Source organism: Mycolicibacterium moriokaense (assembly GCF_010726085.1).
GTDB classification, from domain to species: Bacteria; Actinomycetota; Actinomycetes; order Mycobacteriales; family Mycobacteriaceae; genus Mycobacterium; species Mycobacterium moriokaense.
The window spans coordinates 3978402-4000261 of the sequence record NZ_AP022560.1 but is presented as its reverse complement, the minus strand read 5'-3'; the positions used below and the strand labels follow the sequence as shown (position 1 = coordinate 4000261).

Here is a 21860-nt window from a genome sequence, read left to right as displayed (position 1 = left end):
ACAGCTAGCGCTTTACACCGGGAAGAAGCCCTCGCGGGTGAAAATGCCGGGCTGCCATCCGCGAGCGCCGAGGCACAGCATGGGCCGGCCGTCCGGATGTTGGGCCGCCGCTTGGGGTTTGGGGCATGGTGCGCCGGTCTCCTGGACGCCGAACAACTCATACGTCGCGACCCAGAAGCCCGTATAGACGGGTGGCCACTGGTTGGCGATCCAGCGGCATTGCAGCACCTCGCCCCCGGGGCCACGGCCGAATGTGAACCGGTCGAGGTTGGTGCAGGGCGCGGTGAGGTGGGCTTCGTAGTTCATGCCGGGCACGTCGCTGGGGTAGCGCGCCGACGTGTCGGGATACTTCAGGTCGTCGGCGCCCGCGATCGGAGCCGCGCTGAGGGCAGCGCCGGCGATCGCAGCGGCGGCGATGAGTTCGCGAATCATGTCCCACCCCTGGGTCGTCATGACGGGTTGGCCTTCGGAGAGCCTAATGCGTGGCTCGACGTGCACGAGTGGTTTCGCTCCGATGTCGGCTGTGCCGGCGAAGAGCGTCACCGCGGCAACGTGTGCCGGCCCTCCGATCGGAAGTACCGAATGGGAGCCGATATCCGGGCGTCCCACAGAGCTCCCGTCAACATCGCGACAAATAGGCCGAAGAGTCCGGCGGTCGCGAACAACGCTTCATTTGCCATGCGCCTGGAGTACCCGTCACGCCGAGGACGAACCGCAGTCAACCGACGGATTTTGCTGCCAGCGGCGGTGGGTTGGATGACGGTGGGCCAAACCAAAATTGAGGACGGGCATCGCAACGTCGGGACGTTCACGACGCGGGTGCAAAGTTTGGTGCGAAGCCCCCGACCCCCGCGCGAGGGCTTCGCTCGGCCGGCCGCCGGTGCCGGGTGTGCGAATCGGATACGGGCGGCAGGCTTGCTGACTCAGATAGCCAGATGCGCGCCCGTCTAACCCTCCTGGCAAACATTCCTGGAGGGCGGCGTTGGCGGCCACCGGCGACGATTCGACGTCGGTGCGCCCGCAGACACCTCGGCGCGTGGCCCGGCCCGCCACCTGGGGGAGGGTGACGGGCCGGGGGGTTTGGTCGGGAGCTAGAACCCGCCGGCCAGCCGCATGAGCCCTTGCAGGTCTCCGAGGTTGGCGATGCTGCCGAGGTCGCCGAGGCCGCCGAGTTGCCCGACGCTGCCGAGGTCTCCTAGGTTGGCGATGCTGCCGAGGTCGCCGACGCTCTCGATCAGCGGCAGGTAGGACTGCCAGTCCCCGCTCAGCCCGCCGGGCACCAATGGTGCGATCGCATCCAACTCGTCATCCGCGCTCGCGGTGCCCGCCCCGAGTCCGATCGCGGCCAGGCCCAGAGCGCCTGACACGGCACCTGCGACGGCGATTCTCTTGAAGTTCGAAGTCTTCATCGTCCACTGCTTCCTGTCGCTGAACGGTGTCATCCGACACCCGTATCGGCGCGAGTCTTCTCAGCAGACCTTGGAAGTTTCTAAAGAGACAGCGAAGGCCCGGCGAAAACCGGGCCTGAGCTGGTCAAACTGTGGTGCGCGATACTGGGATTGAACCAGTGACCTCTTCCGTGTCAGGGAAGCGCTCTCCCGCTGAGCTAATCGCGCCGAACAAAATCGTTGAGGTGGAGACGGGAATCGAACCCGTGTGCACGGCTTTGCAGGCCGTTGCCTCACCACTCGGCCACTCCACCGCTGGGGTTGATGCCACTGCACCTTCGAGCGGATGACGGGATTCGAACCCGCGACCCTCACCTTGGCAAGGTGATGCGCTACCAACTGCGCTACATCCGCGCGCCACGAACGGCCTGCCGCTCGTCGCGAAGGACGACAATAGTCGACCCGAGCGAAACACCACAAATCCCTTGCTTCGTCGTCCATCGCTGGACGCGGTCGCGTCAGAAAATCTGGTACGCCTGACGCGAAATCGTGAAGCCGTTCCCCGTTTGGACGTCGCGACATGTGATGCGCGATTCGGCGCTCTCGCAGCGCAGCGCACCGGCCGTGATCGCCTTCCCGTAGGGCAGCACCTCCTCCGCGCCGAAGGTGGTGTCGCCGGCACATACGAATGTGGCGGGCTCGCCGGGAGCGATCGAGATTCCCTGGCCGTAGTCGAACTCACAGTCCGCCGGGCGGGGTGGCGGTGACCAGTCGCGGTCGATGATGTCGCAGCGGGCCAGGTTGACGGCGATCGCGCAGCTGACATTGCCCGTGGGGGAGATGAAGCCGGTATACCCGGACACTTCCTGATCCAGCGGCTGCGGACTGTCCGTCGTCGGCGCCGAACCCGTGGCTGACGCGACGGTCAGAGCCACTGTCGACGACGCGCTCATCGGCTGAGGGTCGGGGGAGTTGGCGCAGGCGGCGAGGATAAGCACCCCGGCGACACCGGCAACCGCGGCGAGGAGACGTCGGTCGAGTTGAGCCACTGCGCGACGATAGCGGCGGCAACGCCGCCGGGACCGATGAACGTAGGAAATGCAGGTGCGCCGGTCGCGAAACAAATTCGGGTCGACGGCCGCTACCGTGCTAGTCTTCGACGTCGTTCGACCCCTTCGGTCGAGCTTCCCCGGTCTCGTAGCTCAGGGGGAGAGCGTCCGCCTCACACGCGGAAGGTCACTGGTTCGATCCCAGTCGGGACCACAAGTTTCTCCAGCGCCGGTCGGAGACACCTTCACCACGGCGCCTCGACGATTAGAGACAGGCGTGGGGACCGCTGATGGCCAGAGGCGACGCCGTCGATCCGGAATCACCGAATTCCACGACGCGCTGTGAGAGCACGCGGGCCGAACCCGACTATCCGGACCGCCTCGACGCCAGGCTGCTGCGGATCGGCAGCGTGTGCCTGATCGTTTCGGCGATGGCCAGCCTCGACACCACCATCGTCGCCGTCGCACAACGCACCTTCGTCGTCGAATTCCACTCCACACAGGCGGTCGTCGCCTGGACGATGGCGGCTTACATACTCGGGCTGGCCACCGTGACCCCGATGACCGGATGGGCCGCCGACCGGTTCGGTACCAAACGACTGTTCATCGGCTCGGTTTTGGCATTCACGCTGGGCTCGCTGCTCTGTGCGATCGCCCCGAACATCTTGCTGCTCATCATATTTCGCGCTGTACAAGGTGTCGGTGGAGGCACTTTGACGCCGCTGATGCTCACCATCGTGACTCGCGCGGCGGGACCGAGGCGCCTCGGCCGCCTGTTGGGTCTGGCCGCGATCCCGATGGTGCTAGCCCCGATCTGTGGACCGATCTTGGGTGGTTGGATCATCCGCACGTATGGCTGGGAATGGATCTTTCTCATCAACGTGCCGGTCGGTCTTATCGCGGTCGCGCTCGCCGCGTTCTTCTTCCCGCGAGACGAACCCACACCTTCGGAGACCTTCGACTTCATCGGCGTGTTGCTGCTGACGCCAGGGGTGGCGACGGTCCTGCTCGGCCTGTCTGAGCTGCCGGGGCGCGGCACGGTGGCCGATCGTCACGTGTTGATACCGATGGTCGTCGGTCTTGTCCTGATCGCCGCGTTCGTCTGGCACGCGTGCTACCGCGCAGAGCATCCGCTGCTCGACTTCAGCTTGTTGAGAAGCCGGACCGTGGGCATGGCCAACTTGGCGATGCTCATCTTTGTCATCGGCGGCGCCGGCGCCAGTCTGGTGCTGCCGAGCTACTTCCAGCAGTTCCTGCACCACACTCCCATGCAGGCCGGCATACACATGATCCCGCTGGGACTGGGCGCCATGCTGACCATGCCGCTAGCCGGGATATTCATGGACAAGTTCGGTTCGGGCAGGATAGTGCTGATCGGCATCTGCCTGGCCGCGACGGGAATGAGCACCCTGGCGTACGGGGTCATCAGGCAAGTGGACTACGCGCCGACCTTGCTCGTCGCATTGGTGATCACGGGAATGGGCACCGGTTGCACCATGCTGCCCCTACCCGGATCGGCTGTGCAGACACTCGCGCAGAATCAGATCGCACGGGGATCGACGCTCGTCAGCGTCAACCAGCTCATGGCCAGCTCGATCAGTGCTTCCCTGATGTCGGTGATCCTCACCAATCAGTTCAACCGCAGCGAAAACATCTCCGCTGCAACCAAAATGACGGTATTGGAGCAGCAGGCGGCCGAGGGCGGTGTACCGATCGACCCGTCAGTGATACCCCAGCCGGCGCTCACTCCCGACTTCGTGAGCAACGTGCAGGACGACCTGTCCCACGCCTATGCCGTGGTGTTCGTCGTGGCCGCCGTGCTCCTTACGCTGACGTTCATCCCGGCGGCGTTCCTGCCGCGGAAGCCCGCGGCGTTGCCTGCGAACAAGTCGACGGCGACACCGGGCCAGTCGCCGACAATGCGGATCCTGACCGGCCAGGCGGACCCGGACGGTGGTCGGTCCACACCCGCGACAACTCTCGAGGAATAGCCGTCTCGAACTCGACACCGGCCTACGCTTTGGACACGGTCCGGTGACGAAATCATCTCATTTGCAACGGAACTCCGGTCGTGAACAGGGTCCGGTAAAACCGAACGTCACCATTTGGAAACGGCGCGGTGCGGCGTGTCCGTTGATCGCGATCGGTGTCGATAAATTGACCACGTCGTCCAGAGGCGACTTTGGTACGGCATGCGGTTCTGCTGCACCACTACGAAGTGGAATGTTTTGAGCGTTAATGAAGGAGCGGGTGGGTGATGGCGATCTTTGATCGACTCAACATCAAGATGATTGCTGTCGGGGCGGGGTTATGCGGCGTCGCACTGGCGTTGAGCGCTGGCGCCTCGGCGGCGCCGATGCTCAAGACCGGTGGTGCCTACGAGTGCGTCGAGACGCAGGCGGGGGAGGCTCCAGCAGCGGGTGCTCCTGCGGCGGCCCCATGCGCTCCCATCACTGAGATGGCCGGTGTGCCGATGGCGTTGCCCGGGCCGGTTCCGATCGCTCCGCCGATCGTTCCGCCACCGCTGGTCCCACCGATCGTGCCGCCGCCCCTGGTGCCGCCGGTTCCGCCCTTGGTGCCGCCGGTGCCGATCGTTCCGCCGATCGCGGGTGCACCGATCGTCGCCGGTGCTCCGGTCGCGGGCGGCCTTCCGCTGACCACCATGGGTGGTGCCGCCGGAGGTAAGGGGGATCCGGTCGGTCCCGCGCCGAGTGGAGCACCCCAGCCCGGTCAACCGATTGCGCCCGGCCCGGGACCTTCCGGCCACTGAATTAGCCCTTCCGCGGCGACCCGTCCCCGATGACTGGGGACGGGTGGCCGCGATCTCAGCGTTCGCGGGCGAATTGAGTGACGAGCAGGTCGATACGTTCGGATTCGTAGCCCCGGCGTAGTCGGCCCGTACGGCCGAGGGTGACCAGGCCGTGCAGTGCCGCCCAGAACACCTCGGTGAGCGTGTCCGCATCGTCGTCGCCGCTGAGAAGAGCCACCGCTGAACGCAATTCAGCGAAGGCGGCCTTCAGCTGAGGGGGAGTGTCGTCTGCGGCGAAGTGCAGGCTGGTCGCACGCGCGAACATCGCGTCGTAGACGGCCGGATTATTGCGGGCGAAATCCAGATACGCGTGCGCGACGGCGGCCAGGCTGTCGCCGGCCGCACCCTCTCGAGCATCTCGAATCGCATCCGCCAGCTCGCCGAAGCCGTCGAGGGCGACCGCATCAGCGAGTTGATCCATGCCGGCGAAGTGCTTGTACAACACCGGCTGGCTGTACTCGATCTCCGCGGACAACCGCCGCGTCGTCACCGCATCCCAGCCCTCCGCCTCTGCAAGCCGGCGCGCCGTCGTGATGATCAGCTGCCTGCGGGCGGCTCGCTCCCGGTCGCGACGGTCCTGGATGGCCATACCGCGGATGATATCACCGCTACCGATACTAGCGTTGCTATTGACGCGTGACGGAACCAGGGTTAGCGTTGCTAACGCCTACGTCGGAAGGGTCTACGACATGACTTTGGATCTGATCGCTCGTGCCGCCGCATTGATCGCTGTGCTCGGCACCGCGGTCGTCTACGGCACTGACATGTTCTGCGCGATCGTGCTGCGCCCGGCCTTGGCATCGGTCGACGACGCCACACTGGTGGAGGTCACGGGAAACGTGCATCGATACGGCGACCGGCGCATGCCCGTGCCTGGGGTGCTCGGCGTGGTGGCCGCGGCGGCGACGGTGGTGCTCGCTGCGGTGGCCGCGCAATGGCCACAAGCGATCGCGGCGGCTGTAGCCCTGGTCCTGTTGTTGGTCTGGATCGTGCTCTACACACGGGTGAGCGCGCCGGTCAATCGAGAGCTGACAGCGGCCGTCGACGCCGGTCGATCGATACCGAATGGGCGTGTCCTACAAGAAAAGTGGGACCGCATCATCGGCGTTCGCGCCGTCCTGCAAGGGCTCGCAGTGACCGTCCTGTGTGTGGCGTTGACGATCTGAATTCCTCATATCAACTGGAGGAGAGCAATAGTCGATGTTTCAGCTGAGGATCTATACCCTGCGATCGTCCGAAGCGCTGGAACGCTATGCGGCGGTGCACTGGGCCAGCCATCTGCCGACGTTCCAGAAATTCGGGATCACCACCCACGGCGTGTGGACAGAGGAAGGCGGCGATGCGAATCGACTGATCGCACTCATCCGCTACCCGGCGACGGCCGATCCCGAACAGCTCACGCGGCAGGTGATGGCCAGTCCTGAATTCGCCGCCGATATGGCCGGCTTCGACATCGACGACATCGTCGACGTTCAGTCGGCGCTGATGAATCCGACCTCATTCTCGCCAATTCAATGACATTTCAGGAGCATTCGATATGACCGCTTCCATCGTGGGCTACACCCTCGCCGGACTCATCGCCGCCGCGATCATCTTCATCGGCGCACGCTTCATCGTCGCGCCGCGCGTCGCCGCCGCGGGCTACGGGGTGCAACCCGATGTGGGCCAGCCATCCGTCGGCGCCTATATGCGGGTCAAGGGCATCCGCGACATCGCGTCAGGGCTGATTGTCATCATCCTGATCGCCGCGGGCGCAACACATCTGCTCGGCTGGGTGATATTGGCCGCCACCCTCATTCCGATCGCCGACGCGGCGATCGTGCTCGGCAGCGGTGGTGCCAAGTCCATCGCCTGGGGAGTCCATGGCGCGACCGCCGTCGTCATGCTCATCTCAGCGGCGTTGCTGCTCTATTCGCAGAGCTAGCCCGACACGGTTCGAGGAACCTCGATCCCGTTCTCCCGCACAATGATCGGGTCACCCACATTGACGGTATTGAAGTACCACTCTGCATCCTCGGTACTGAGCCCGATACAACCGTGGCTGACATTCTCATAGCCCATCTGGTTGACGGACCAGGGAGCCGAGTGCACGAAGAGACCGCGTTCGGTGAAGCGAACGGCGTACGCGACGTCCAGATGGTAACCATCGGGAGCGTCGACGGGGATACCGACGGTGCTCGAATCCATCACCACGTCGCGATCCTTGCCCAGCACGGTGTAGGTACCGACCGGCGTCGGATACTGCGGCCGGCCCATCGAAGCCGGGAACACGCCAGGCTTGCCCCAGTTGGCGCGGTGGTGAGGTGCGGGCAGATCAGAGGGCGGTACACCGTCGATGGTCACCGTGAACGTCTTCTCCGCGATGTTGGCCACACCCACGACGGCGGGACCGGTCTGGAAGCTCGTGGTGGGCAGGTTGCCCACCGCAAGTGCCACCGTGGTGTGCGCCGGCCAGAATTCGTCGGGAACCCACTGCACGACGTTGTTTTCCACCCATTCGAACTTGCCGGTCATCGGGGGCACCGACTTGATGTCGATGGCGCGTTCGGCGGCACGCCGGTCGGTGACGGGGGCTCTGAACGTCACGACGACCGGGTGCGCCACGCCCACGACGGAACCCGGCGCGGGAAGGATCGATGCGACCGCAGGACGATACGACTGGCTCGCCGCCGAGCTGGCGCCAGCCGGGCCCACAACCACACTCGCAGCGATCACCATCGCTGCGAGAACACACCGAAAAACCACACGCATGGGTTCCGAATCCTTCGAAATTACAACCTTGTCAATAAGCGATCGTAGGGGCGCCAAGGGGATTCGATGCCCAGGCGAGCCTTCGCAATTCGATCAAGGGTTCGTCACGCTTCGGCAACGACCCGCGAAATGCGAACGTGGTGGCCCGCTTCGAAACTCGGTCGCGATCCGGCCGTGTCGCAATCGAATCCGAAATGGTCCGAGAGGCCGAGTCGACGGCGTGTCGCGCCGGGCTACTGGGCGGTCGACTGGGAGTCGGCGACGAGCTGGGTGGCAACCTTGATCAGCGGCACGTTGGAGTCCTGAGAGAGCTTGCGCAGCAACTCAAATGCCTGCACTGCGTCGACCCCGTAGCGTTCCATGATCATGCCCTTGGCCTGACCGATCACGTCGCGGCTGGCCAACGCCTTCTTGAAGTGCTCGTCGCGGCGCGCGGAATTCCACGCCACCGACGAGTGCGCGGCGAAGATCAGGCCGATGGTCCTGGACTCATCGTCGAACGCGTGCGGTTGTTCGGCGTAGACGTTCAGTGCGCCCATCGTCTCGCCGGCGATGAACAACTGGAACGCCATGATCGACCGGATCGGCGTTTCCGCCAGCGCATCTTCCCGGTAGCGCGGGAAGCGGTCGTCGTGTTCGAGATCCGCGACATGGATGGTCTTCTCCTCCCACGCCGCGGTGAGACACGGGCCCTCGCCGTATCGCTGCTGCACCTTGTCCAACAGCATCGGATAGAAGTGCGTGGCGGCAGGGGTGTCGATGTGCTTGCGGTTGCGCGTCACCGTGATGCCGGCGTACTGCGCACCGGGAATCTCCACCGCGGCGTGTTCCGCCAACTCGGCGATCACGGTTTCCGAGTCGGTATCGGTCCGGCTGTGCAGTGCCTGTACCAGCTCGGCAATACGCAGGTGGGTGGCCTCGACCATGCTTGAATTCTTCACCACTCGCCCTCCTCCCGGGGCAAAGCTACGCGGTGACGGACGCCGGTGCGTATCGAATAAGCCGACTACAGGGCCTTTAGATAACGCGATGTCACGATTCGCTGGACCAGCGACGTGAACGGCGACGCCAACCGGCTCCACCACGTGGCATGCCGGGAGAACGCGGTCACCTCGGCGATCACGTTCTCGGTGGCCGGGTCGTAGCGGACGAGGAACAGCTCCTCACCGGACTCGGCGTGCCCGGGCAAGGTGCCATAGGCGAAACCGCGGCGGTCGGGTTCGTCGACGACGTAGACCACTCGGCACGGCGCCTGGACCGGGCCCAGGTGCACGATGACCTCCGACCCGACCGCGGCGACCTCAGTCGTCGCCGTCACCTTGATCCCGGCGCCGCGCAGCATGCCCCACCGCATCCCGGCCGCGGCCGCCTCCTCGAACCTCCGCAAGCCGCGACCGATCACCGCCGACTTCCGCACGTGGTGGTAGCCGGCGGGCAGTGCGCCGGCGGTGGCGCCGACCTCTGTGTAGGTCAACGGCAGCCCGGCAAGGTCGCTCAGCTTCATCGCTGCCCGACGCTATCGCAGCCGGCATTCGCTGCCCGGCGACCCCAAGGTTCTCGGCGTACGGTGCGAAAGATGACCACCACCTTCACCATCGGCGGCGACCTGACCGTCAACCGTCTGGGCTTCGGCGCGATGCGACTGACGGGCAAGGGCGTCTGGGGCCCGCCTGCCGATCGCGACGAGTGCATTCGTGTGTTGCGCCGCCTCGTCGACCTTGGCGTGAACTTCATCGACACCGCCGACTCCTACGGCCCGTATGTGTCCGAGGAACTGATCAACGAGGCGCTGCATCCCTATCCCGACGGACTCGTCGTCGCCACCAAGGCCGGGTTGCTGCGCGTCGGACCCGACACCTGGGACCCCCTCGGGTACCCGGCGTACCTGCGTCAGGAATGCGAGATGAGTCTGCGACGCCTCGGGGTGGACACCATCGACCTGTTCCAGCTGCACCGCATCGACGACAAGTTCCCCGCCGAGGACCAGATCGGGGAGTTGGTGAAGCTGCAGCAGGAAGGCAAGATCCGCCACATCGGGCTGTCCGAAATCAATGTCGACCAACTCGAGGCCGCCCAGAAGGTCGCGACGATCGTGACGGTGCAGAACATGTACAACCTGTCGACGAGAAGTGCGGAGCCGGTGCTGGAAGCCTGCGAGTCCCAGAACATCGGGTTCATTCCGTGGTTCCCGTTGGCCGCTGGACCGCTGGCAGCCCCCGACGGGCCGTTGCAGCGCATCGCGGCCGACCACGGGGCGTCCCCGTCGCAGCTGGCGCTGGCGTGGCTGCTGAAGCGGTCACCGGTGATGCTGCCCATCCCCGGGACGTCGAAGGTCGACCATCTCGAGGAGAACGTCGCGGCCGCGCGCATCGAGCTGACCGATGACGAGTTCGAGACGCTGAGCACGGCCGGGGCCGCGGCCGCCTAGCCTGAGCCAGGCAATACGGTGGTCGGGTGACCACCGATCAGCCTTCGGGTGCGCATCCCGGCGGGGGATTCAACCCGCCGGTGCCGACCACCCAGGGTGGACCCGACTACGGCCGCTTCATCGAGGCCGTCCGCACCCTGCAGGACCATGCCCGCGCTGCCGACGCACCCGATGACGTCATCACCGAGGCCGCCGACCTCGTCGAGAAGGTCACGCAACTGCTGGCGCCCTACTACGCCGACGAATGGTCCTCGCCGTCCGGTCGGCGGATGGACCTGCCCAACCGCGGCAATCTGCTGTCCATCCCGCTGGACCTGCACAAGACGCCCGACGGTCGCATCGCGGGCACGGCGACGTTCCGCAGATTCCACCTCGGCCGCAACGGCGCCGCGCACGGCGGCGCGGTCGCGCAGCTCTTCGATGGGCTGCTCGGGTACTCCGCGTTCACCCTCAGCGGCAGCCGCGCCCAGCGCACCGCGTTCCTGCACGTCGACTACCGCAAGATCGCGCTGGTCGAGAGGGAGCTGCAGGTCGAGGCCGGCATCGACAGCATCGAGGACCGCAAGATCTTCGTATCGGGACGCCTGCTGGACGGCGAGGACGTGCTGGCCGAGTCGCACGCGCTGTTCGTCAAGCTGCGCCCCGGCCAACCGTGACCAAGGGCGGTCACCCCGGCCGCGTGCGCCGATGGGCGCGCTGGCGCGATCGGTTGCGCGACCACCGCATGGCCGAATTCACCTACCGCATCGGTGTCGCGGTCGTCGGCCTGACGGTCTTCGCCGTGGGTGTCGTCGCCATCCCGTATCCCGGTCCGGGCTGGGCGATCCTGTTCGTCGGGCTCGGCATCCTCGCGACCGAATTCGAATGGGCACGACGTCTGCTGGCGTACGCCAAGACGCGTTACGACAAGGCGATGGCCTGGTTCAGCGAACAGCACATCGCGATCCAGGCGATCGGTGCGCTGTTCACCTTTGTGGTCGTGGTGGGCACCCTGTGGCTGCTCGGCGCCGCCGACTGGACCGCCGAACTGTTCGGCATCGACTGGCCGTGGTTGAACAGCCCTATTGGCCTGGGGGCCTGAAGGCGTGCACGGATAGCATGGTCGCGTTCGACATACCCCGACATAGCCCCCGACGCATTGGAGACAGACCGATGAGCGCCGCCGTCAGCCCCGCCTCAGCAGCCCCTATCCGGGTCGCTGCCGGGACGACCGCGGGTGAGGCGGTGCGCGAAGCGGGGCTGCCGGGCCGCGGCGACCCCAAGGCCATCGTCGTCGTGCGCGATCCGCAGGGGCGACTGCGCGACCTGTCATGGGCCCCCGAGACCGACGTCGAGGTCATCCCCGTCGCCGCGGACACCGAGGACGGACGCAGCGTCATCCGCCACTCCGCCGCGCACGTGCTGGCGCAGGCGGTGCAGGAGATCTTCCCCCAGGCCAAGCTCGGCATCGGACCGCCCATCACCGACGGCTTCTACTACGACTTCGACGTGGAGCGGGCGTTCACCCCGGAGGACCTCGAGGCGCTCGAGAAGCGCATGCGCCAGATCATCAAAGAAGGCCAGCTGTTCTCGCGGCGCGTCTACGAGTCCAAAGAGCAAGCGCGCGAAGAACTTGCCAACGAGCCCTACAAGCTGGAGCTCATCGACGACAAGTCCGGTGACCCGGACGTGATGGAGGTCGGCGGCGACGAGCTGACGGCCTACGACAACCTCAATCCCCGTACCCGCGAACGGGAATGGGGCGACCTGTGCCGCGGCCCACACATCCCGACGACGAAGTACATCCCGGCGTTCAAGCTGACGCGCAGTTCGGCGGCCTACTGGCGCGGCGATCAGAACAACGCGAGCCTGCAGCGCATCTACGGCACCGCGTGGGAGTCACAGGAAGCGCTCGACAAGCATCTGGAGTTCCTCGAAGAGGCGCAGAAGCGCGACCATCGCAGGCTTGGCGCTGAACTCGACCTGTTCAGCTTCCCCGACGAAATCGGTTCCGGGCTGGCGGTTTTCCACCCCAAGGGTGGCATCATCCGGCGCGAACTCGAGGAATACTCGCGTCGCAAGCACATCGAGGCCGGCTACGAGTTCGTCAACACCCCGCACATCACCAAGGAACAGCTCTACATCACCTCCGGACACCTCGAGTGGTACGCCGACGGCATGTACCCCCCGATGCACATGGACGCCGAGTTCAACGAGGACGGCACGCTGCGTAAGCCGGGGCAGGACTACTACCTCAAGCCGATGAACTGCCCGATGCACCACCTGATCTTCCGGTCGCGCGGGCGGTCCTATCGGGAACTTCCGTTGCGGCTCTTCGAATTCGGCTCGGTGTACCGCTACGAGAAGTCCGGTGTGGTGCACGGCCTTACCCGGGTGCGCGGCATGACCCAGGACGACGCGCACATCTACACCACCCGCGAGCAGATGCGCGACGAGTTGGCGTCGCTGCTGCGGTTCGTGCTCGACCTGCTCGCCGACTACGGACTGAACGACTTCTACCTGGAGCTCTCGACGAAGGACCCCGAGAAGTACGTGGGCTCCGATGAGGACTGGGACGAGGCCACCGAGACGCTGCGTGAGGTCGCCGAGGCCTCCGGTCTGCACCTGGTGCCCGATCCCGGTGGAGCGGCGTTCTACGGACCCAAGATCTCCGTCCAGGTCAAGGACGCGCTGGGCCGCAGCTGGCAGATGTCGACCATCCAGCTCGACTTCAACATGCCCGACCGTTTCGAGTTGGAGTACACCGCCGCCGATGGCACCCGCCAGCGTCCGGTGCTGATCCACCGCGCGCTGTTCGGTTCGATCGAGCGGTTCTTCGGTGTGCTCACCGAGCACTACGCCGGCGCGTTCCCAGCATGGCTGGCACCGGTGCAGGTGGTCGGAATCCCCGTCGCCGACGACCACATCCCGTATCTCAACGGCCTTGCGACGCAACTGAAGATGGCGGGGATTCGGGCCGAGGTCGACACCAGCGACGACCGGATGGCGAAGAAGATCGTGAACCACACCAACCAGAAGGTGCCGTTCATGCTCGTCGCAGGTGACCGGGACATCGAGGCCGGCGCCGTCAGCTTCCGCTTCGGCGACCGCACCCAGATCAACGGCGTACCGCGCGACGCCGCGGTGGCAGCCATCGCCGACTGGATCGCGCGGCGCGAAAACGCCACTCCGACAGCCGAACTGGTCAAGGTGGGCATTGCGCAGTGACCCACGACGAGCACCTTCGCGACGAGCTGACCCGACAGCAGGACGACCAGACGATCATCGACCACGGCGCGGGCGAGCCCGACCACCTGCAGCGGCTGTGGACACCGCATCGGATGACCTACATCGCCGAAGCCCCGATGCGGCGCGACAGCTCGGAGCCGTCGCGGCCATTCACCGACATCCCCAAGCTGTCCGACGAGGACGGCCTGGTGGTGGCTCGCGGCGAGCTCGTCTACGTCGTGCTGAACCTGTACCCCTACAACCCCGGACATCTCATGGTGGTGCCGTACCGCATGGTGTCCGAACTCGAAGACCTCACCGAGGCGGAGAGCGCCGAGCTGATGGCCTTCACCCAGAAGGCGATTCGCGTCATCAAGAGCGTGTCCAACCCGATGGGGTTCAATGTCGGGCTGAACCTGGGCAGGGTGTCCGGTGGGTCACTGGCCGAGCATCTGCACATGCACGTGGTGCCGCGCTGGATCGGTGACGCGAACTTCATCACGATCATCGGCGGCGCAAAGGTGGTCCCGCAGCTGCTGAGCGAGACGCGCGAGCTGCTGGCGACGGAGTGGGCGAAGCAGTCCGACGGGCGCAGCGACGGAGGGTGAACCACTGAGCAACCTCTACCTGATGACGCGTGCGGCCTACGAGAAGTTGTCCCGGCCGCTGGCGAAGGCTGCGCTGCGCGCGGGCCTGACACCCGACAGCATCACGATTCTGGGCACCGCGGGCACCGTGCTGGGTGCACTGACCCTGTTTCCGATCGGCAAGTTGTGGTGGGGCGCGGTCGTCGTCTGGTTCTTCGTACTGGCCGACATGCTCGACGGCGCGATGGCCCGTCAGCGCGGTGGCGGTACGCGATTTGGCGCGGTCCTCGACGCCACCTGCGACCGGATCGGCGACGGCGCGATCTTCTGCGGCCTGTTGTGGTGGGCGGCCTTCGGCCTGCGCAGCACATCGCTGGTCGTCGCCACGTTGATCTGCCTGGTCAGCTCGCAGGTCATCTCGTACATCAAGGCGCGTGCCGAGGCCAGCGGCCTGGCCGCCGAAGGCGGCATGATCGAGCGGCCCGAACGGTTGATCATCGTGCTCGTCGGCGCGGGGTTGTCGGGTCTGTTCGGCGTCACTTGGCTGCTGGAGGTGGCGATGTGGCTGCTGGCGTTGACCAGCCTCATCACCCTGGGCCAGCGCGTGCACAGCGTGCGCACCTCACCCGGCGCGATGGATCTGCTGATCAAGCCGGACAGCACCGCCGCCGGTGAGGCACCCTCGGAGCACGGCCCGCCCGCACCGCAGTCGGACGAGTCATGAGCACGCCTATTCCCGATCCGGGCTTCTCGTTGAGCGGCAGGTTCGCCGACTGGGGGTACGCCGCAGGCTGGCGGCTTGTGCGCGCGATGCCGGAAGTGGTCGCGCGCAACGCGTTCGGCGCTGGGGCGCACTATGCGGCGCGGGGCGGGGGACCCGAACAGCTACGCAAGAACCTCGCCCGTGTCATCGGTGTCGAGCCCGCCCGCGTGCCGGACGGGCTCATTCGTGCTTCGCTTGCCTCCTACGCCCGATACTGGCGGGAGGCGTTTCGGTTGCCCACGATGGACCTGGCCGCGGTCGCACAACGACTCGACGAAGTCTGCATCGGCGCGCACCGGCCTCAGGAGGCGCTCGACGCGGGACGGGGCGCGGTCATGGCGCTGCCGCACAGCGGCAACTGGGATATGGCAGGCGTGTGGCTCGTCCACAGGCACGGCACCTTCTCCACGGTGGCCGAGCGGCTCAAACCCGAATCGCTGTACCGGCGCTTCATCGAATACCGGGAAAGCCTGGGGTTCGAGGTGTTTCCGGCCTCGGGCGGCGAGCGGCCCCCGTTCGAGTTGCTCTCGGAACGGTTGCGGGAGAACAAGTTCGTATGCCTGATGGCCGACCGTGACCTCACCCGGTCCGGGGTCGAGGTCGACTTCTTCGGCGAGCGCACCCGGCTGCCCGCGGGCCCGGCGAAGTTGGCGATCACCACGGGCGCCGCGCTGATTCCCGCGCATGTGTTTTACGACGGCGACGACTGCGTCATCGACCTGCAGGAGCCGCTCGACACCAGCTCAAAGGACGTCACCGCCGTCACCCAGGCGTTGGCGGATCGCTTCGCGCGCAACATCGCCGCGCACCCCGCCGATTGGCACATGATGCAGCCGCAGTGGCTGGCTGACCTCTCCGACGAACGGCGAGCCAAACTCGGGGTGACCTGATGCGCATCGGCATGGTCTGCCCCTACTCGTTCGACGTGCCGGGCGGGGTGCAGTCCCATGTGTTGCAGCTGGCCGAGGTGATGCACGACCGCGGCCACGTCGTCAGCGTGCTGGCACCGACGTCGTCGGAAGCGCAGGCGTTGTTGCCCGATTACGTGGTGTCCGGCGGTAAGGCCGTGCCGATTCCGTACAACGGGTCGGTGGCGCGGCTGCGGTTCGGGCCCGCCACGCACCGCATGGTGAAGAAGTGGTTGATGCAGGGCCAGTTCGACGTGTTGCATCTGCACGAGCCGAATGCCCCGAGCCTGTCGATGCTGGCGTTGAACATCGCCGAGGGTCCGATTGTGGCGACGTTTCACACGTCGACCACGAAGTCGTTGACGCTCAGCGTGTTCGAACCGATCCTGCGACCGATGCACGAGAAGATCGTGGGCCGCATCGCGGTGTCGGATCTGGCACGGCGGTGGCAGATGGAGGCGCTCGGCAGCGACGCGGTCGAGATACCGAACGGCGTGGACGTCGCGGCGTTCGCGTCGGCGCCGCTGATGGACGGCTACCCCCGCCCGGGCAAGTCGGTGTTGTTCCTGGGCCGGTACGACGAACCCCGCAAGGGGATGGAGATCCTGCTGCGCGCATTGCCTCGACTGGTCGAGCGGTTCGACGACATCGAGGTGTTGATCGTCGGCCGCGGCGACGAGGACGAACTGCGCCGCTCCGCAGGCAAACTCGCGAAGCATCTGCGGTTCCTCGGCCAGGTCGACGACGCCGCGAAAGCCTCCGCGATGCGCAGTGCGGACGTCTACTGCGCACCCCACACCGGCGGCGAGAGCTTCGGCATCGTTCTGGTCGAGGCGATGGCCGCGGGCACCGCTGTGGTCGCCAGCGATCTGGACGCGTTCCGGCGGGTGTTGGTGAACGGGAAAGCGGGCAGGCTGGTGGCCATCGACGACGCCGAGGCTTTGGCGGACGGGCTGATCGAGGTGTTGGAGAACGACACCGTCCGGAACCGCTACGTCAAAGCCGCCTCGGAGGCGGTGCGCCGCTACGACTGGTCGGTGGTCGCCGGCCAGATCATGCGCGTGTACGAGACGGTCGCCAGCTCCGGAACCAAGGTGCAGGTCGCGGGCGCGTCGGGTAACGCCGTCGGTGCACTGCGCGCGAAGGCCAGGGGATCGAATTGACCACCTGGGTCGTCGTCACCGCGCTGGTGGTGCTGCTGGTGGTGCTCCTGCTGGTCGGATTGTGGGCGTTTCAGACCGCCAACCGGCTCGACCGGCTGCACGTGCGATACGACCTGTCCTGGCAGGCCCTCGACAGCGTCCTGGCGCGACGGGCCGTCGTCGCCCGCGCGGTGGCCGTCGACGCCTATGGGAACGGGCCGGCCGGTAAGCGGCTGGCGGCACTGGCCGACGCCGCCGAACGCGCGCCGCGGGAGCGGCGTGAGGCCGCCGAGAACGAGCTGTCCGCGGCGCTGGCGCTGGTCGATCCGGCGTCGTTGCCGCTGGCGTTGGTCGCTGAGTTGGCCGACGCCGAGGCGAGGGTGCTGCTGGCCCGCCGGTTCCACAACGACGCGGTCCGGGACACCCTGGCCCTGCGTGAGCGCCCCGCCGTCAGGCTGCTGCGGCTCGGTGGAACCGCCGCGCTGCCAACCTATTTCGAGATCGCAGAGCGGGCGCTGGAGTCTCCAGCAGCATCCGGTGACACGGAGGCCACGGTGACCAGGCGGGTGTCGGCGCGCGTCGTGCTGCTGGACCGGTCGGGTGCGGTACTGCTGTTGTGCGGATCGGACCCCGCGATCGCCGACGACTCGGACCGCCCGGCGCCGCGCTGGTGGTTCACGGTCGGCGGCGCGACACAAGAGGGGGAGACGCTGGCGGAAACCGCCGCGCGCGAGCTGGAGGAGGAGACCGGGCTGCGCGTCTCCCCGGACGAGATGGTGGGGCCGGTGTGGCAGCGCGATGCGGTGATCGACTTCAACGGATCGGTCATCCACAGCGAGGAGATGTTCTTCATCCACCGCACCGACCGCTTCGAACCCTCGGCGGCCGGGCATACCGGCCTGGAGCGGGCCTACATTCACGGGCACCGCTGGTGCGATGCGACAATGATCGAAGAGCTGGTCGCCAAAGGTGAAAAGGTTTATCCGGTGCAGCTCGGCGAGCTACTGGACGAGGCGAACGCGCTTGCCGATGCCCGGGGCGGCGCACCTCGGCGGCAGTTGCAGTCCATCCGCTGAACTGCGGAATCAATGGATTTGCGACCGCCCTTAGACTGGATCAGTAGCGATTCGGAGGAGAGAGCAGTGGATACCGCACCTAACGGGGTCCCAGGGGGCAGGAGCGATGCGACTCGGGGGACGGCTGCGGTGACCCAGACCGGCACCGCGCGGGTCAAGCGCGGCATGGCAGAGATGCTCAAGGGCGGCGTGATCATGGACGTCGTCACGCCCGAGCAGGCCCGCATTGCCGAGGGCGCCGGCGCGGTCGCCGTCATGGCGCTGGAGCGGGTGCCTGCCGACATCCGCGCCCAGGGCGGCGTCGCGCGGATGAGCGACCCCGATCTGATCGAGGGCATCATCGACGCGGTGACCATCCCGGTGATGGCCAAGGTACGCATCGGGCATTTCGTCGAAGCGCAGATCCTGCAGAGCCTCGGCGTCGACTACATCGACGAATCCGAGGTGCTCACCCCGGCGGATTACACCCACCACGTCGACAAGTGGAAGTTCACGGTGCCTTTCGTGTGCGGTGCGACCAACCTCGGCGAGGCGCTGCGCCGGATCACCGAGGGTGCTGCGATGATCCGCTCCAAGGGTGAGGCGGGCACGGGCGACGTATCGAACGCGACCACCCACATGCGGGCGATCGGCGGCGAGATCCGACGGCTGTCTTCGATGTCTGAGGACGAGTTGTTCGTTGCCGCAAAGGAATTGCAGGCCCCGTATGACCTCGTCGTCGAGGTGGCTCGGGCAGGCAAGCTGCCGGTGACGTTGTTCACCGCCGGTGGCATCGCCACGCCGGCCGACGCGGCGATGATGATGCAGCTCGGTGCCGAGGGTGTGTTCGTGGGTTCGGGCATCTTCAAGTCCGGCGACCCGGCCAGCCGCGCCGCCGCGATCGTGAAGGCCACGACGTTCTACGACGACCCTGACGTGCTGGCGAAGGTGTCGCGCGGGTTGGGTGAGGCCATGGTCGGCATCAACGTCGAGGACGTGGCCGCCCCGCATCGGCTCGCCGAACGCGGCTGGTAGCCGCAGCAACCGGATGGCTATCGAAGAGATCCTTGATCTCGAGCAACTCGAGGTCAACATCTACCGCGGCAGCGTCTTCAGTCCCGAGTCGGGAAACTGGCAGCGCACCTTCGGCGGCCATGTGGCCGGGCAGGCGTTGGTATCGGCGGTGCGCACCGTCGAACCGCAGTATCAGGTGCACTCGCTGCACGGTTACTTTCTGCGCCCCGGTGACGCCAAAGCACCAACGGTGTTCATCGTCGAGCGTCTGCGCGACGGCGGCTCTTTCGTCACGCGTCGGGTCAACGGGATCCAGCACGGCGAGACCATCTTCTCGATGTCGGCGTCGTTCCAGACCGACCAGACCGGCATCCACCACCAGGACCTCATGCCGTCGGCGCCGCCGCCCGACGACCTGCCGGGTCTGACGGAGGTCAAGGCGTTCGACGACGCGGGCTTCAAGCAGTTCGCGGAGTGGGATGTGCGCGTCGTGCCGCAGGAGAAGTTGGAACGCTTGCCGGGCAAGGCTTCTCAACAACAGGTGTGGTTCCGTCACCGGGATCCGCTGCCCGACGATTTCGTGCTGCACATCTGCGCGCTGGCCTACCTGAGCGACCTCACGCTGCTCGGCTCGGCGCAGGTGCACCACGCCGCCGAGCGTGACCATCTGCAGGTCGCGTCGCTCGATCACGCGATGTGGTTCATGCGTCCGTTCCGCGCCGACGAATGGCTGCTCTACGACCAGACGTCGCCGTCGGCATCGGGTGGGCGGGCCCTGACCCAGGGCACGATCTACACCCAGACCGGCGAAATGGTGGCGGCGGTGACGCAGGAAGGCCTCACCCGCTACAAGCGCGACTACAAGCCGTGAGCCCGCACGTCGGGGTGTTGGCGCTTCAGGGGGACACTCGCGAACATCTCGCGGCGTTGCGAGAGGCAGGCGCGCAGGCGTCCACCGTGCGGCGGCTACGCGAACTCGAGGCCGTCGACGCGCTGGTAATCCCCGGTGGGGAGTCGACGACGATGAGCCATCTGCTGCGAGATTTCGAGTTGCTCGACCCGCTGCGGGCTCGGCTGGCCGACGGCATGCCGGCCTACGGGTCGTGTGCGGGCATGATTCTGCTGGCCACCGAGATCCTGGACGCCGGCGCCGCTGGGCGTGAGGCCACGCCGTTGAAGGCGATCGATATGACGGTCCGGCGCAATGCCTTTGGCCGCCAAGTGGATTCGTTCGAGGCCGACATCGACTTCACGGGTCTCGACACGCCCGTCCATGCGGTGTTCATCCGGGCGCCGTGGGTCGAGCGTGTCGGCCCCGACGTCGAGGTGCTGGGGTCGGCAGGCGGGCACATCGTCGCGGTGCGGCAGGGGAAGGTGCTCGCGACGTCGTTTCATCCGGAGGTGACGGGCGACCGTCGCATCCACAAACTCTTCGTCGACCAGCTATAGAAATTTGCGATTTCGGCGTGCTGGGTCACGCTCAGCGCGACCAGCCACGCCGAAATCGCCGAAAAACCTAGCGGATTGGCAGACCCGTCACCGCCCGACCGATGACCAGACGCTGAATCTCGCTGGTGCCCTCGAAGATGGTGAAGATCTTCGCGTCGCGGTGCATACGCTCGACGGGGTAGTCGCGCGTATAGCCATTGCCGCCGAGGATCTGGATCGCTTCGTCGGTGACGTAGACGGCGGTCTCGCTGGCGACGAGCTTGGCCATCGACCCCTCGGCGTTGTCGAACGACTTGCCGTTGCGCGCCATCCAGCCCGCCCGCCAGACGAGCAGCCGCGCGGCGTCGATCCGGGCCTTCATATCCGCCAATTTGAAGGCGATCGCCTGGAATTCGCCGATCTTGCGGCCGAACTGCTCACGCTGCAGCGCGTAGTCGAGCGCATACTCGTAGGCCGCCTGCGCCACGCCGACGGCCATCGCGCCGACGGTGGGCCGGGTCCGCTCGAACGTGGCCATCGCGGCCTGACCCTTCGAGCTCTTGCCCTCGCGGACCCGGGCGATCCGTTCCTCGAACTTGTCTCGGCCACCGATGATCAGACGTCCGGGGATGCGGACGTCCTCCAACACCACCTCGGCAGTGTGCGACGCCCTGATCCCGTGCTTGAGGAACTTCTGGCCCTGCCGGAAGCCCGGTGTGTTCGGCGGGATGATGAACGTCGCCTGGCCGCGCGCGCCGAGCTCGGGGTACACGGATGCGACGACGATGTGCACCTCGGCGATACCGCCGTTGGTCGCCCACGTCTTCGTACCGTTGAGCACCCATTCGTCTTTCGCCTCGTCGTAGCGCGCGCGGGTGAGGATAGCGCCGACGTCTGAGCCGGCACCCGGCTCCGACGAACAGAACGACCCCACCTTCGGGTCGTCGACGGTGCCGAACATCTGCGGCAGCCATTCGCCCATCTGCTCGGGTGTGCCGTTACCGGCCAGCGACGCGGCGGCGAGCCCGGTGCCGAGGATCGACAGCGCGATTCCGGCGTCGCCCCAGAACATCTCCTCGAACGCGACGAGCATGCCCAGTCCGGACGGCTCGGCCGCCTGCTCGGCGAAGAACTCCATCGAGTAGACGCCGACCTTGGCCGCCTCCTGGATGATCGGCCACGGCGTCTCTTCGCGTTCGTCCCACTCCGCGGCGGCGGGGCGAATCACGTCGGCGGCGAACTCGTGCACCCAGTCACGGATGTGCACCAGATCGGGGGACAGCTCCAGTGAGAAGGACATGGAGCGATCTTACTTCTGAGTAAGTTACTCG

At 66.3% G+C, this 21860-nt stretch carries 25 protein-coding genes and 4 tRNA genes; 18 read left to right on the top strand and 11 right to left on the bottom strand.

What is annotated here, in order from left to right; all coding sequences use genetic code 11:
- Nucleotides 1–12: 12 nt before the first annotated feature.
- The 6 genes from G6N43_RS19610 to G6N43_RS19585 form a co-directional block, all read right to left on the bottom strand.
- Entirely contained in the window at nt 13–432 is a 420-nt protein-coding gene (locus tag G6N43_RS19610) for a hypothetical protein (RefSeq protein ID WP_083149791.1), read from the bottom strand.
- Between the two features lie 659 nt (nt 433–1091).
- Nucleotides 1092–1409, bottom strand: coding sequence for a hypothetical protein (locus G6N43_RS19605; RefSeq protein WP_083149790.1), 318 nt, complete (start codon nt 1407–1409; stop codon nt 1092–1094).
- Between the two features lie 132 nt (nt 1410–1541).
- Nucleotides 1542–1616: transfer RNA gene (locus G6N43_RS19600), tRNA-Val, on the bottom strand.
- Nucleotides 1617–1631: 15 nt separating this feature from the next.
- Nucleotides 1632–1702: transfer RNA gene (locus tag G6N43_RS19595), tRNA-Cys, on the bottom strand.
- A gap of 27 nt (nt 1703–1729) precedes the next feature.
- A tRNA-Gly gene (locus G6N43_RS19590) sits at nt 1730–1802 on the bottom strand.
- Between the two features lie 104 nt (nt 1803–1906).
- A complete protein-coding gene (locus tag G6N43_RS19585; RefSeq protein ID WP_234810013.1) occupies nt 1907–2437 on the bottom strand; it encodes a DUF6636 domain-containing protein in 531 nt (176 codons plus the stop codon).
- Nucleotides 2438–2579: 142 nt separating this feature from the next.
- Between G6N43_RS19585 and G6N43_RS19580 the strand changes: the two genes are divergently transcribed.
- From G6N43_RS19580 to G6N43_RS19570, 3 genes are all read left to right on the top strand, one after another.
- A tRNA-Val gene (locus G6N43_RS19580) sits at nt 2580–2651 on the top strand.
- Between the two features lie 76 nt (nt 2652–2727).
- Nucleotides 2728–4428, top strand: coding sequence for a DHA2 family efflux MFS transporter permease subunit (locus G6N43_RS19575; RefSeq protein WP_083149755.1), 1701 nt, complete (start codon nt 2728–2730; stop codon nt 4426–4428).
- Nucleotides 4429–4694: 266 nt separating this feature from the next.
- On the top strand, nt 4695–5207 hold the full coding sequence (locus G6N43_RS19570) for a hypothetical protein (RefSeq protein ID WP_083149754.1): 513 nt from the start codon (nt 4695–4697) through the stop codon (nt 5205–5207).
- A gap of 55 nt (nt 5208–5262) precedes the next feature.
- Here the strand turns inward: G6N43_RS19570 and G6N43_RS19565 are convergent, their stop codons facing one another.
- A complete protein-coding gene (locus tag G6N43_RS19565) occupies nt 5263–5835 on the bottom strand; it encodes a TetR/AcrR family transcriptional regulator (protein ID WP_083149753.1) in 573 nt (190 codons plus the stop codon).
- Nucleotides 5836–5935: 100 nt separating this feature from the next.
- On the opposite strand from G6N43_RS19565, the gene G6N43_RS19560 reads away from it, so the two are divergent.
- Genes G6N43_RS19560 through G6N43_RS19550 form a run of 3 tightly spaced genes read left to right on the top strand, consistent with a single transcriptional unit; the run spans nt 5936 to nt 7170 of the window.
- On the top strand, nt 5936–6412 hold the full coding sequence (locus G6N43_RS19560; RefSeq protein WP_083149752.1) for an anthrone oxygenase family protein: 477 nt from the start codon (nt 5936–5938) through the stop codon (nt 6410–6412).
- Between the two features lie 34 nt (nt 6413–6446).
- Nucleotides 6447–6764, top strand: a complete 318-nt coding sequence (locus G6N43_RS19555) for an NIPSNAP family protein (RefSeq protein ID WP_083149751.1) — start codon at nt 6447–6449, stop codon at nt 6762–6764.
- 19 nt (nt 6765–6783) lie between these two features.
- Nucleotides 6784–7170, top strand: a complete 387-nt coding sequence (locus G6N43_RS19550) for a DUF4267 domain-containing protein (RefSeq protein WP_083149750.1) — start codon at nt 6784–6786, stop codon at nt 7168–7170.
- Here the strand turns inward: G6N43_RS19550 and G6N43_RS19545 are convergent.
- From G6N43_RS19545 to G6N43_RS19535, 3 genes are all read right to left on the bottom strand, one after another.
- Complete coding sequence (locus G6N43_RS19545) at nt 7167–7997, bottom strand: L,D-transpeptidase (RefSeq protein ID WP_083149749.1); 831 nt, start codon at nt 7995–7997, stop codon at nt 7167–7169. The genes G6N43_RS19550 and G6N43_RS19545 overlap by 4 nt on opposite strands.
- Before the next feature lie 233 nt (nt 7998–8230).
- On the bottom strand, nt 8231–8923 hold the full coding sequence (locus tag G6N43_RS19540; protein ID WP_083149748.1) for a GAF and ANTAR domain-containing protein: 693 nt from the start codon (nt 8921–8923) through the stop codon (nt 8231–8233).
- Between the two features lie 80 nt (nt 8924–9003).
- Entirely contained in the window at nt 9004–9501 is a 498-nt protein-coding gene (locus G6N43_RS19535) for a DUF1990 domain-containing protein (protein WP_083149747.1), read from the bottom strand.
- Nucleotides 9502–9573: 72 nt separating this feature from the next.
- Here G6N43_RS19535 and G6N43_RS19530 point away from each other — a divergent pair, with 72 nt between their 5' ends.
- The 12 genes from G6N43_RS19530 (at nt 9574) to pdxT (ending at nt 20550) form a co-directional block, all read left to right on the top strand.
- A complete protein-coding gene (locus G6N43_RS19530; RefSeq protein ID WP_083149788.1) occupies nt 9574–10425 on the top strand; it encodes an aldo/keto reductase in 852 nt (283 codons plus the stop codon).
- A gap of 26 nt (nt 10426–10451) precedes the next feature.
- A complete protein-coding gene (locus G6N43_RS19525; RefSeq protein WP_083149746.1) occupies nt 10452–11081 on the top strand; it encodes a PaaI family thioesterase in 630 nt (209 codons plus the stop codon).
- The gene (locus G6N43_RS19520; protein WP_234810012.1) at nt 11078–11506 is read left to right on the top strand and encodes a TIGR02611 family protein; all 429 of its coding nucleotides are present in this window, start codon (nt 11078–11080) and stop codon (nt 11504–11506) included. Before G6N43_RS19525 ends, G6N43_RS19520 begins: the two co-directional genes overlap by 4 nt.
- 71 nt (nt 11507–11577) lie before the next feature.
- A complete protein-coding gene (gene thrS, locus G6N43_RS19515; RefSeq protein ID WP_083149745.1) occupies nt 11578–13632 on the top strand; it encodes a threonine--tRNA ligase in 2055 nt (684 codons plus the stop codon).
- The gene (locus G6N43_RS19510) at nt 13629–14240 is read left to right on the top strand and encodes an ATP adenylyltransferase (RefSeq protein ID WP_083149744.1); all 612 of its coding nucleotides are present in this window, start codon (nt 13629–13631) and stop codon (nt 14238–14240) included. The genes thrS and G6N43_RS19510 overlap by 4 nt, the downstream gene beginning before the upstream one ends.
- 4 nt (nt 14241–14244) lie before the next feature.
- Nucleotides 14245–14943 carry a phosphatidylinositol phosphate synthase gene (gene pgsA / locus G6N43_RS19505; RefSeq protein WP_083149743.1) on the top strand — a complete coding sequence of 233 codons (699 nt, stop codon included), beginning with the start codon at nt 14245–14247 and terminating at the stop codon, nt 14941–14943.
- Nucleotides 14940–15872, top strand: coding sequence for a phosphatidylinositol mannoside acyltransferase (locus tag G6N43_RS19500; protein ID WP_083149742.1), 933 nt, complete (start codon nt 14940–14942; stop codon nt 15870–15872). The genes pgsA and G6N43_RS19500 overlap by 4 nt, the downstream gene beginning before the upstream one ends.
- Complete coding sequence (locus G6N43_RS19495; protein ID WP_083149741.1) at nt 15872–17053, top strand: glycosyltransferase family 4 protein; 1182 nt, start codon at nt 15872–15874, stop codon at nt 17051–17053. Before G6N43_RS19500 ends, G6N43_RS19495 begins: the two co-directional genes overlap by 1 nt.
- Nucleotides 17050–18108, top strand: a complete 1059-nt coding sequence (locus G6N43_RS19490; protein ID WP_083149740.1) for an NUDIX hydrolase — start codon at nt 17050–17052, stop codon at nt 18106–18108. The genes G6N43_RS19495 and G6N43_RS19490 overlap by 4 nt, the downstream gene beginning before the upstream one ends.
- A gap of 165 nt (nt 18109–18273) precedes the next feature.
- Complete coding sequence (gene pdxS / locus G6N43_RS19485; protein ID WP_280529375.1) at nt 18274–19122, top strand: pyridoxal 5'-phosphate synthase lyase subunit PdxS; 849 nt, start codon at nt 18274–18276, stop codon at nt 19120–19122.
- Nucleotides 19123–19135: 13 nt separating this feature from the next.
- Entirely contained in the window at nt 19136–19972 is an 837-nt protein-coding gene (gene tesB / locus G6N43_RS19480) for an acyl-CoA thioesterase II (RefSeq protein ID WP_083149738.1), read from the top strand.
- Nucleotides 19969–20550: a pyridoxal 5'-phosphate synthase glutaminase subunit PdxT gene (gene pdxT / locus G6N43_RS19475; protein ID WP_083149737.1), complete on the top strand. Its 582-nt coding sequence runs from the start codon at nt 19969–19971 to the stop codon at nt 20548–20550. The genes tesB and pdxT overlap by 4 nt, the downstream gene beginning before the upstream one ends.
- 67 nt (nt 20551–20617) lie before the next feature.
- Here pdxT and G6N43_RS19470 read toward each other — a convergent pair whose 3' ends face one another.
- Complete coding sequence (locus G6N43_RS19470; RefSeq protein ID WP_083149736.1) at nt 20618–21829, bottom strand: acyl-CoA dehydrogenase family protein; 1212 nt, start codon at nt 21827–21829, stop codon at nt 20618–20620.
- Nucleotides 21830–21860: the final 31 nt, after the last annotated feature.

What these genes read in the sequence shown, in the direction of transcription:
- G6N43_RS19575 (WP_083149755.1), top strand. Translation starts at nt 2,728, where the DNA reads ATGGCCAGAGGCGACGCCGTCGATCCGGAATCACCGAATTCCACGACG.
- G6N43_RS19565 (WP_083149753.1), bottom strand. Translation starts at nt 5,835, where the DNA reads ATGGCCATCCAGGACCGTCGCGACCGGGAGCGAGCCGCCCGCAGGCAG.
- G6N43_RS19605 (WP_083149790.1), bottom strand. Translation starts at nt 1,409, where the DNA reads ATGAAGACTTCGAACTTCAAGAGAATCGCCGTCGCAGGTGCCGTGTCA.
- G6N43_RS19495 (WP_083149741.1), top strand. Translation starts at nt 15,872, where the DNA reads ATGCGCATCGGCATGGTCTGCCCCTACTCGTTCGACGTGCCGGGCGGG.
- G6N43_RS19540 (WP_083149748.1), bottom strand. Translation starts at nt 8,923, where the DNA reads ATGGTCGAGGCCACCCACCTGCGTATTGCCGAGCTGGTACAGGCACTG.
- tesB (WP_083149738.1), top strand. Translation starts at nt 19,136, where the DNA reads ATGGCTATCGAAGAGATCCTTGATCTCGAGCAACTCGAGGTCAACATC.
- G6N43_RS19610 (WP_083149791.1), bottom strand. Translation starts at nt 432, where the DNA reads ATGATTCGCGAACTCATCGCCGCCGCTGCGATCGCCGGCGCTGCCCTC.
- thrS (WP_083149745.1), top strand. Translation starts at nt 11,578, where the DNA reads ATGAGCGCCGCCGTCAGCCCCGCCTCAGCAGCCCCTATCCGGGTCGCT.
- G6N43_RS19500 (WP_083149742.1), top strand. Translation starts at nt 14,940, where the DNA reads ATGAGCACGCCTATTCCCGATCCGGGCTTCTCGTTGAGCGGCAGGTTC.
- G6N43_RS19535 (WP_083149747.1), bottom strand. Translation starts at nt 9,501, where the DNA reads ATGAAGCTGAGCGACCTTGCCGGGCTGCCGTTGACCTACACAGAGGTC.
- G6N43_RS19470 (WP_083149736.1), bottom strand. Translation starts at nt 21,829, where the DNA reads ATGTCCTTCTCACTGGAGCTGTCCCCCGATCTGGTGCACATCCGTGAC.
- G6N43_RS19560 (WP_083149752.1), top strand. Translation starts at nt 5,936, where the DNA reads ATGACTTTGGATCTGATCGCTCGTGCCGCCGCATTGATCGCTGTGCTC.
- G6N43_RS19530 (WP_083149788.1), top strand. Translation starts at nt 9,574, where the DNA reads ATGACCACCACCTTCACCATCGGCGGCGACCTGACCGTCAACCGTCTG.
- G6N43_RS19555 (WP_083149751.1), top strand. Translation starts at nt 6,447, where the DNA reads ATGTTTCAGCTGAGGATCTATACCCTGCGATCGTCCGAAGCGCTGGAA.
- pdxS (WP_280529375.1), top strand. Translation starts at nt 18,274, where the DNA reads ATGGCAGAGATGCTCAAGGGCGGCGTGATCATGGACGTCGTCACGCCC.
- G6N43_RS19550 (WP_083149750.1), top strand. Translation starts at nt 6,784, where the DNA reads ATGACCGCTTCCATCGTGGGCTACACCCTCGCCGGACTCATCGCCGCC.
- G6N43_RS19545 (WP_083149749.1), bottom strand. Translation starts at nt 7,997, where the DNA reads ATGCGTGTGGTTTTTCGGTGTGTTCTCGCAGCGATGGTGATCGCTGCG.
- G6N43_RS19570 (WP_083149754.1), top strand. Translation starts at nt 4,695, where the DNA reads ATGGCGATCTTTGATCGACTCAACATCAAGATGATTGCTGTCGGGGCG.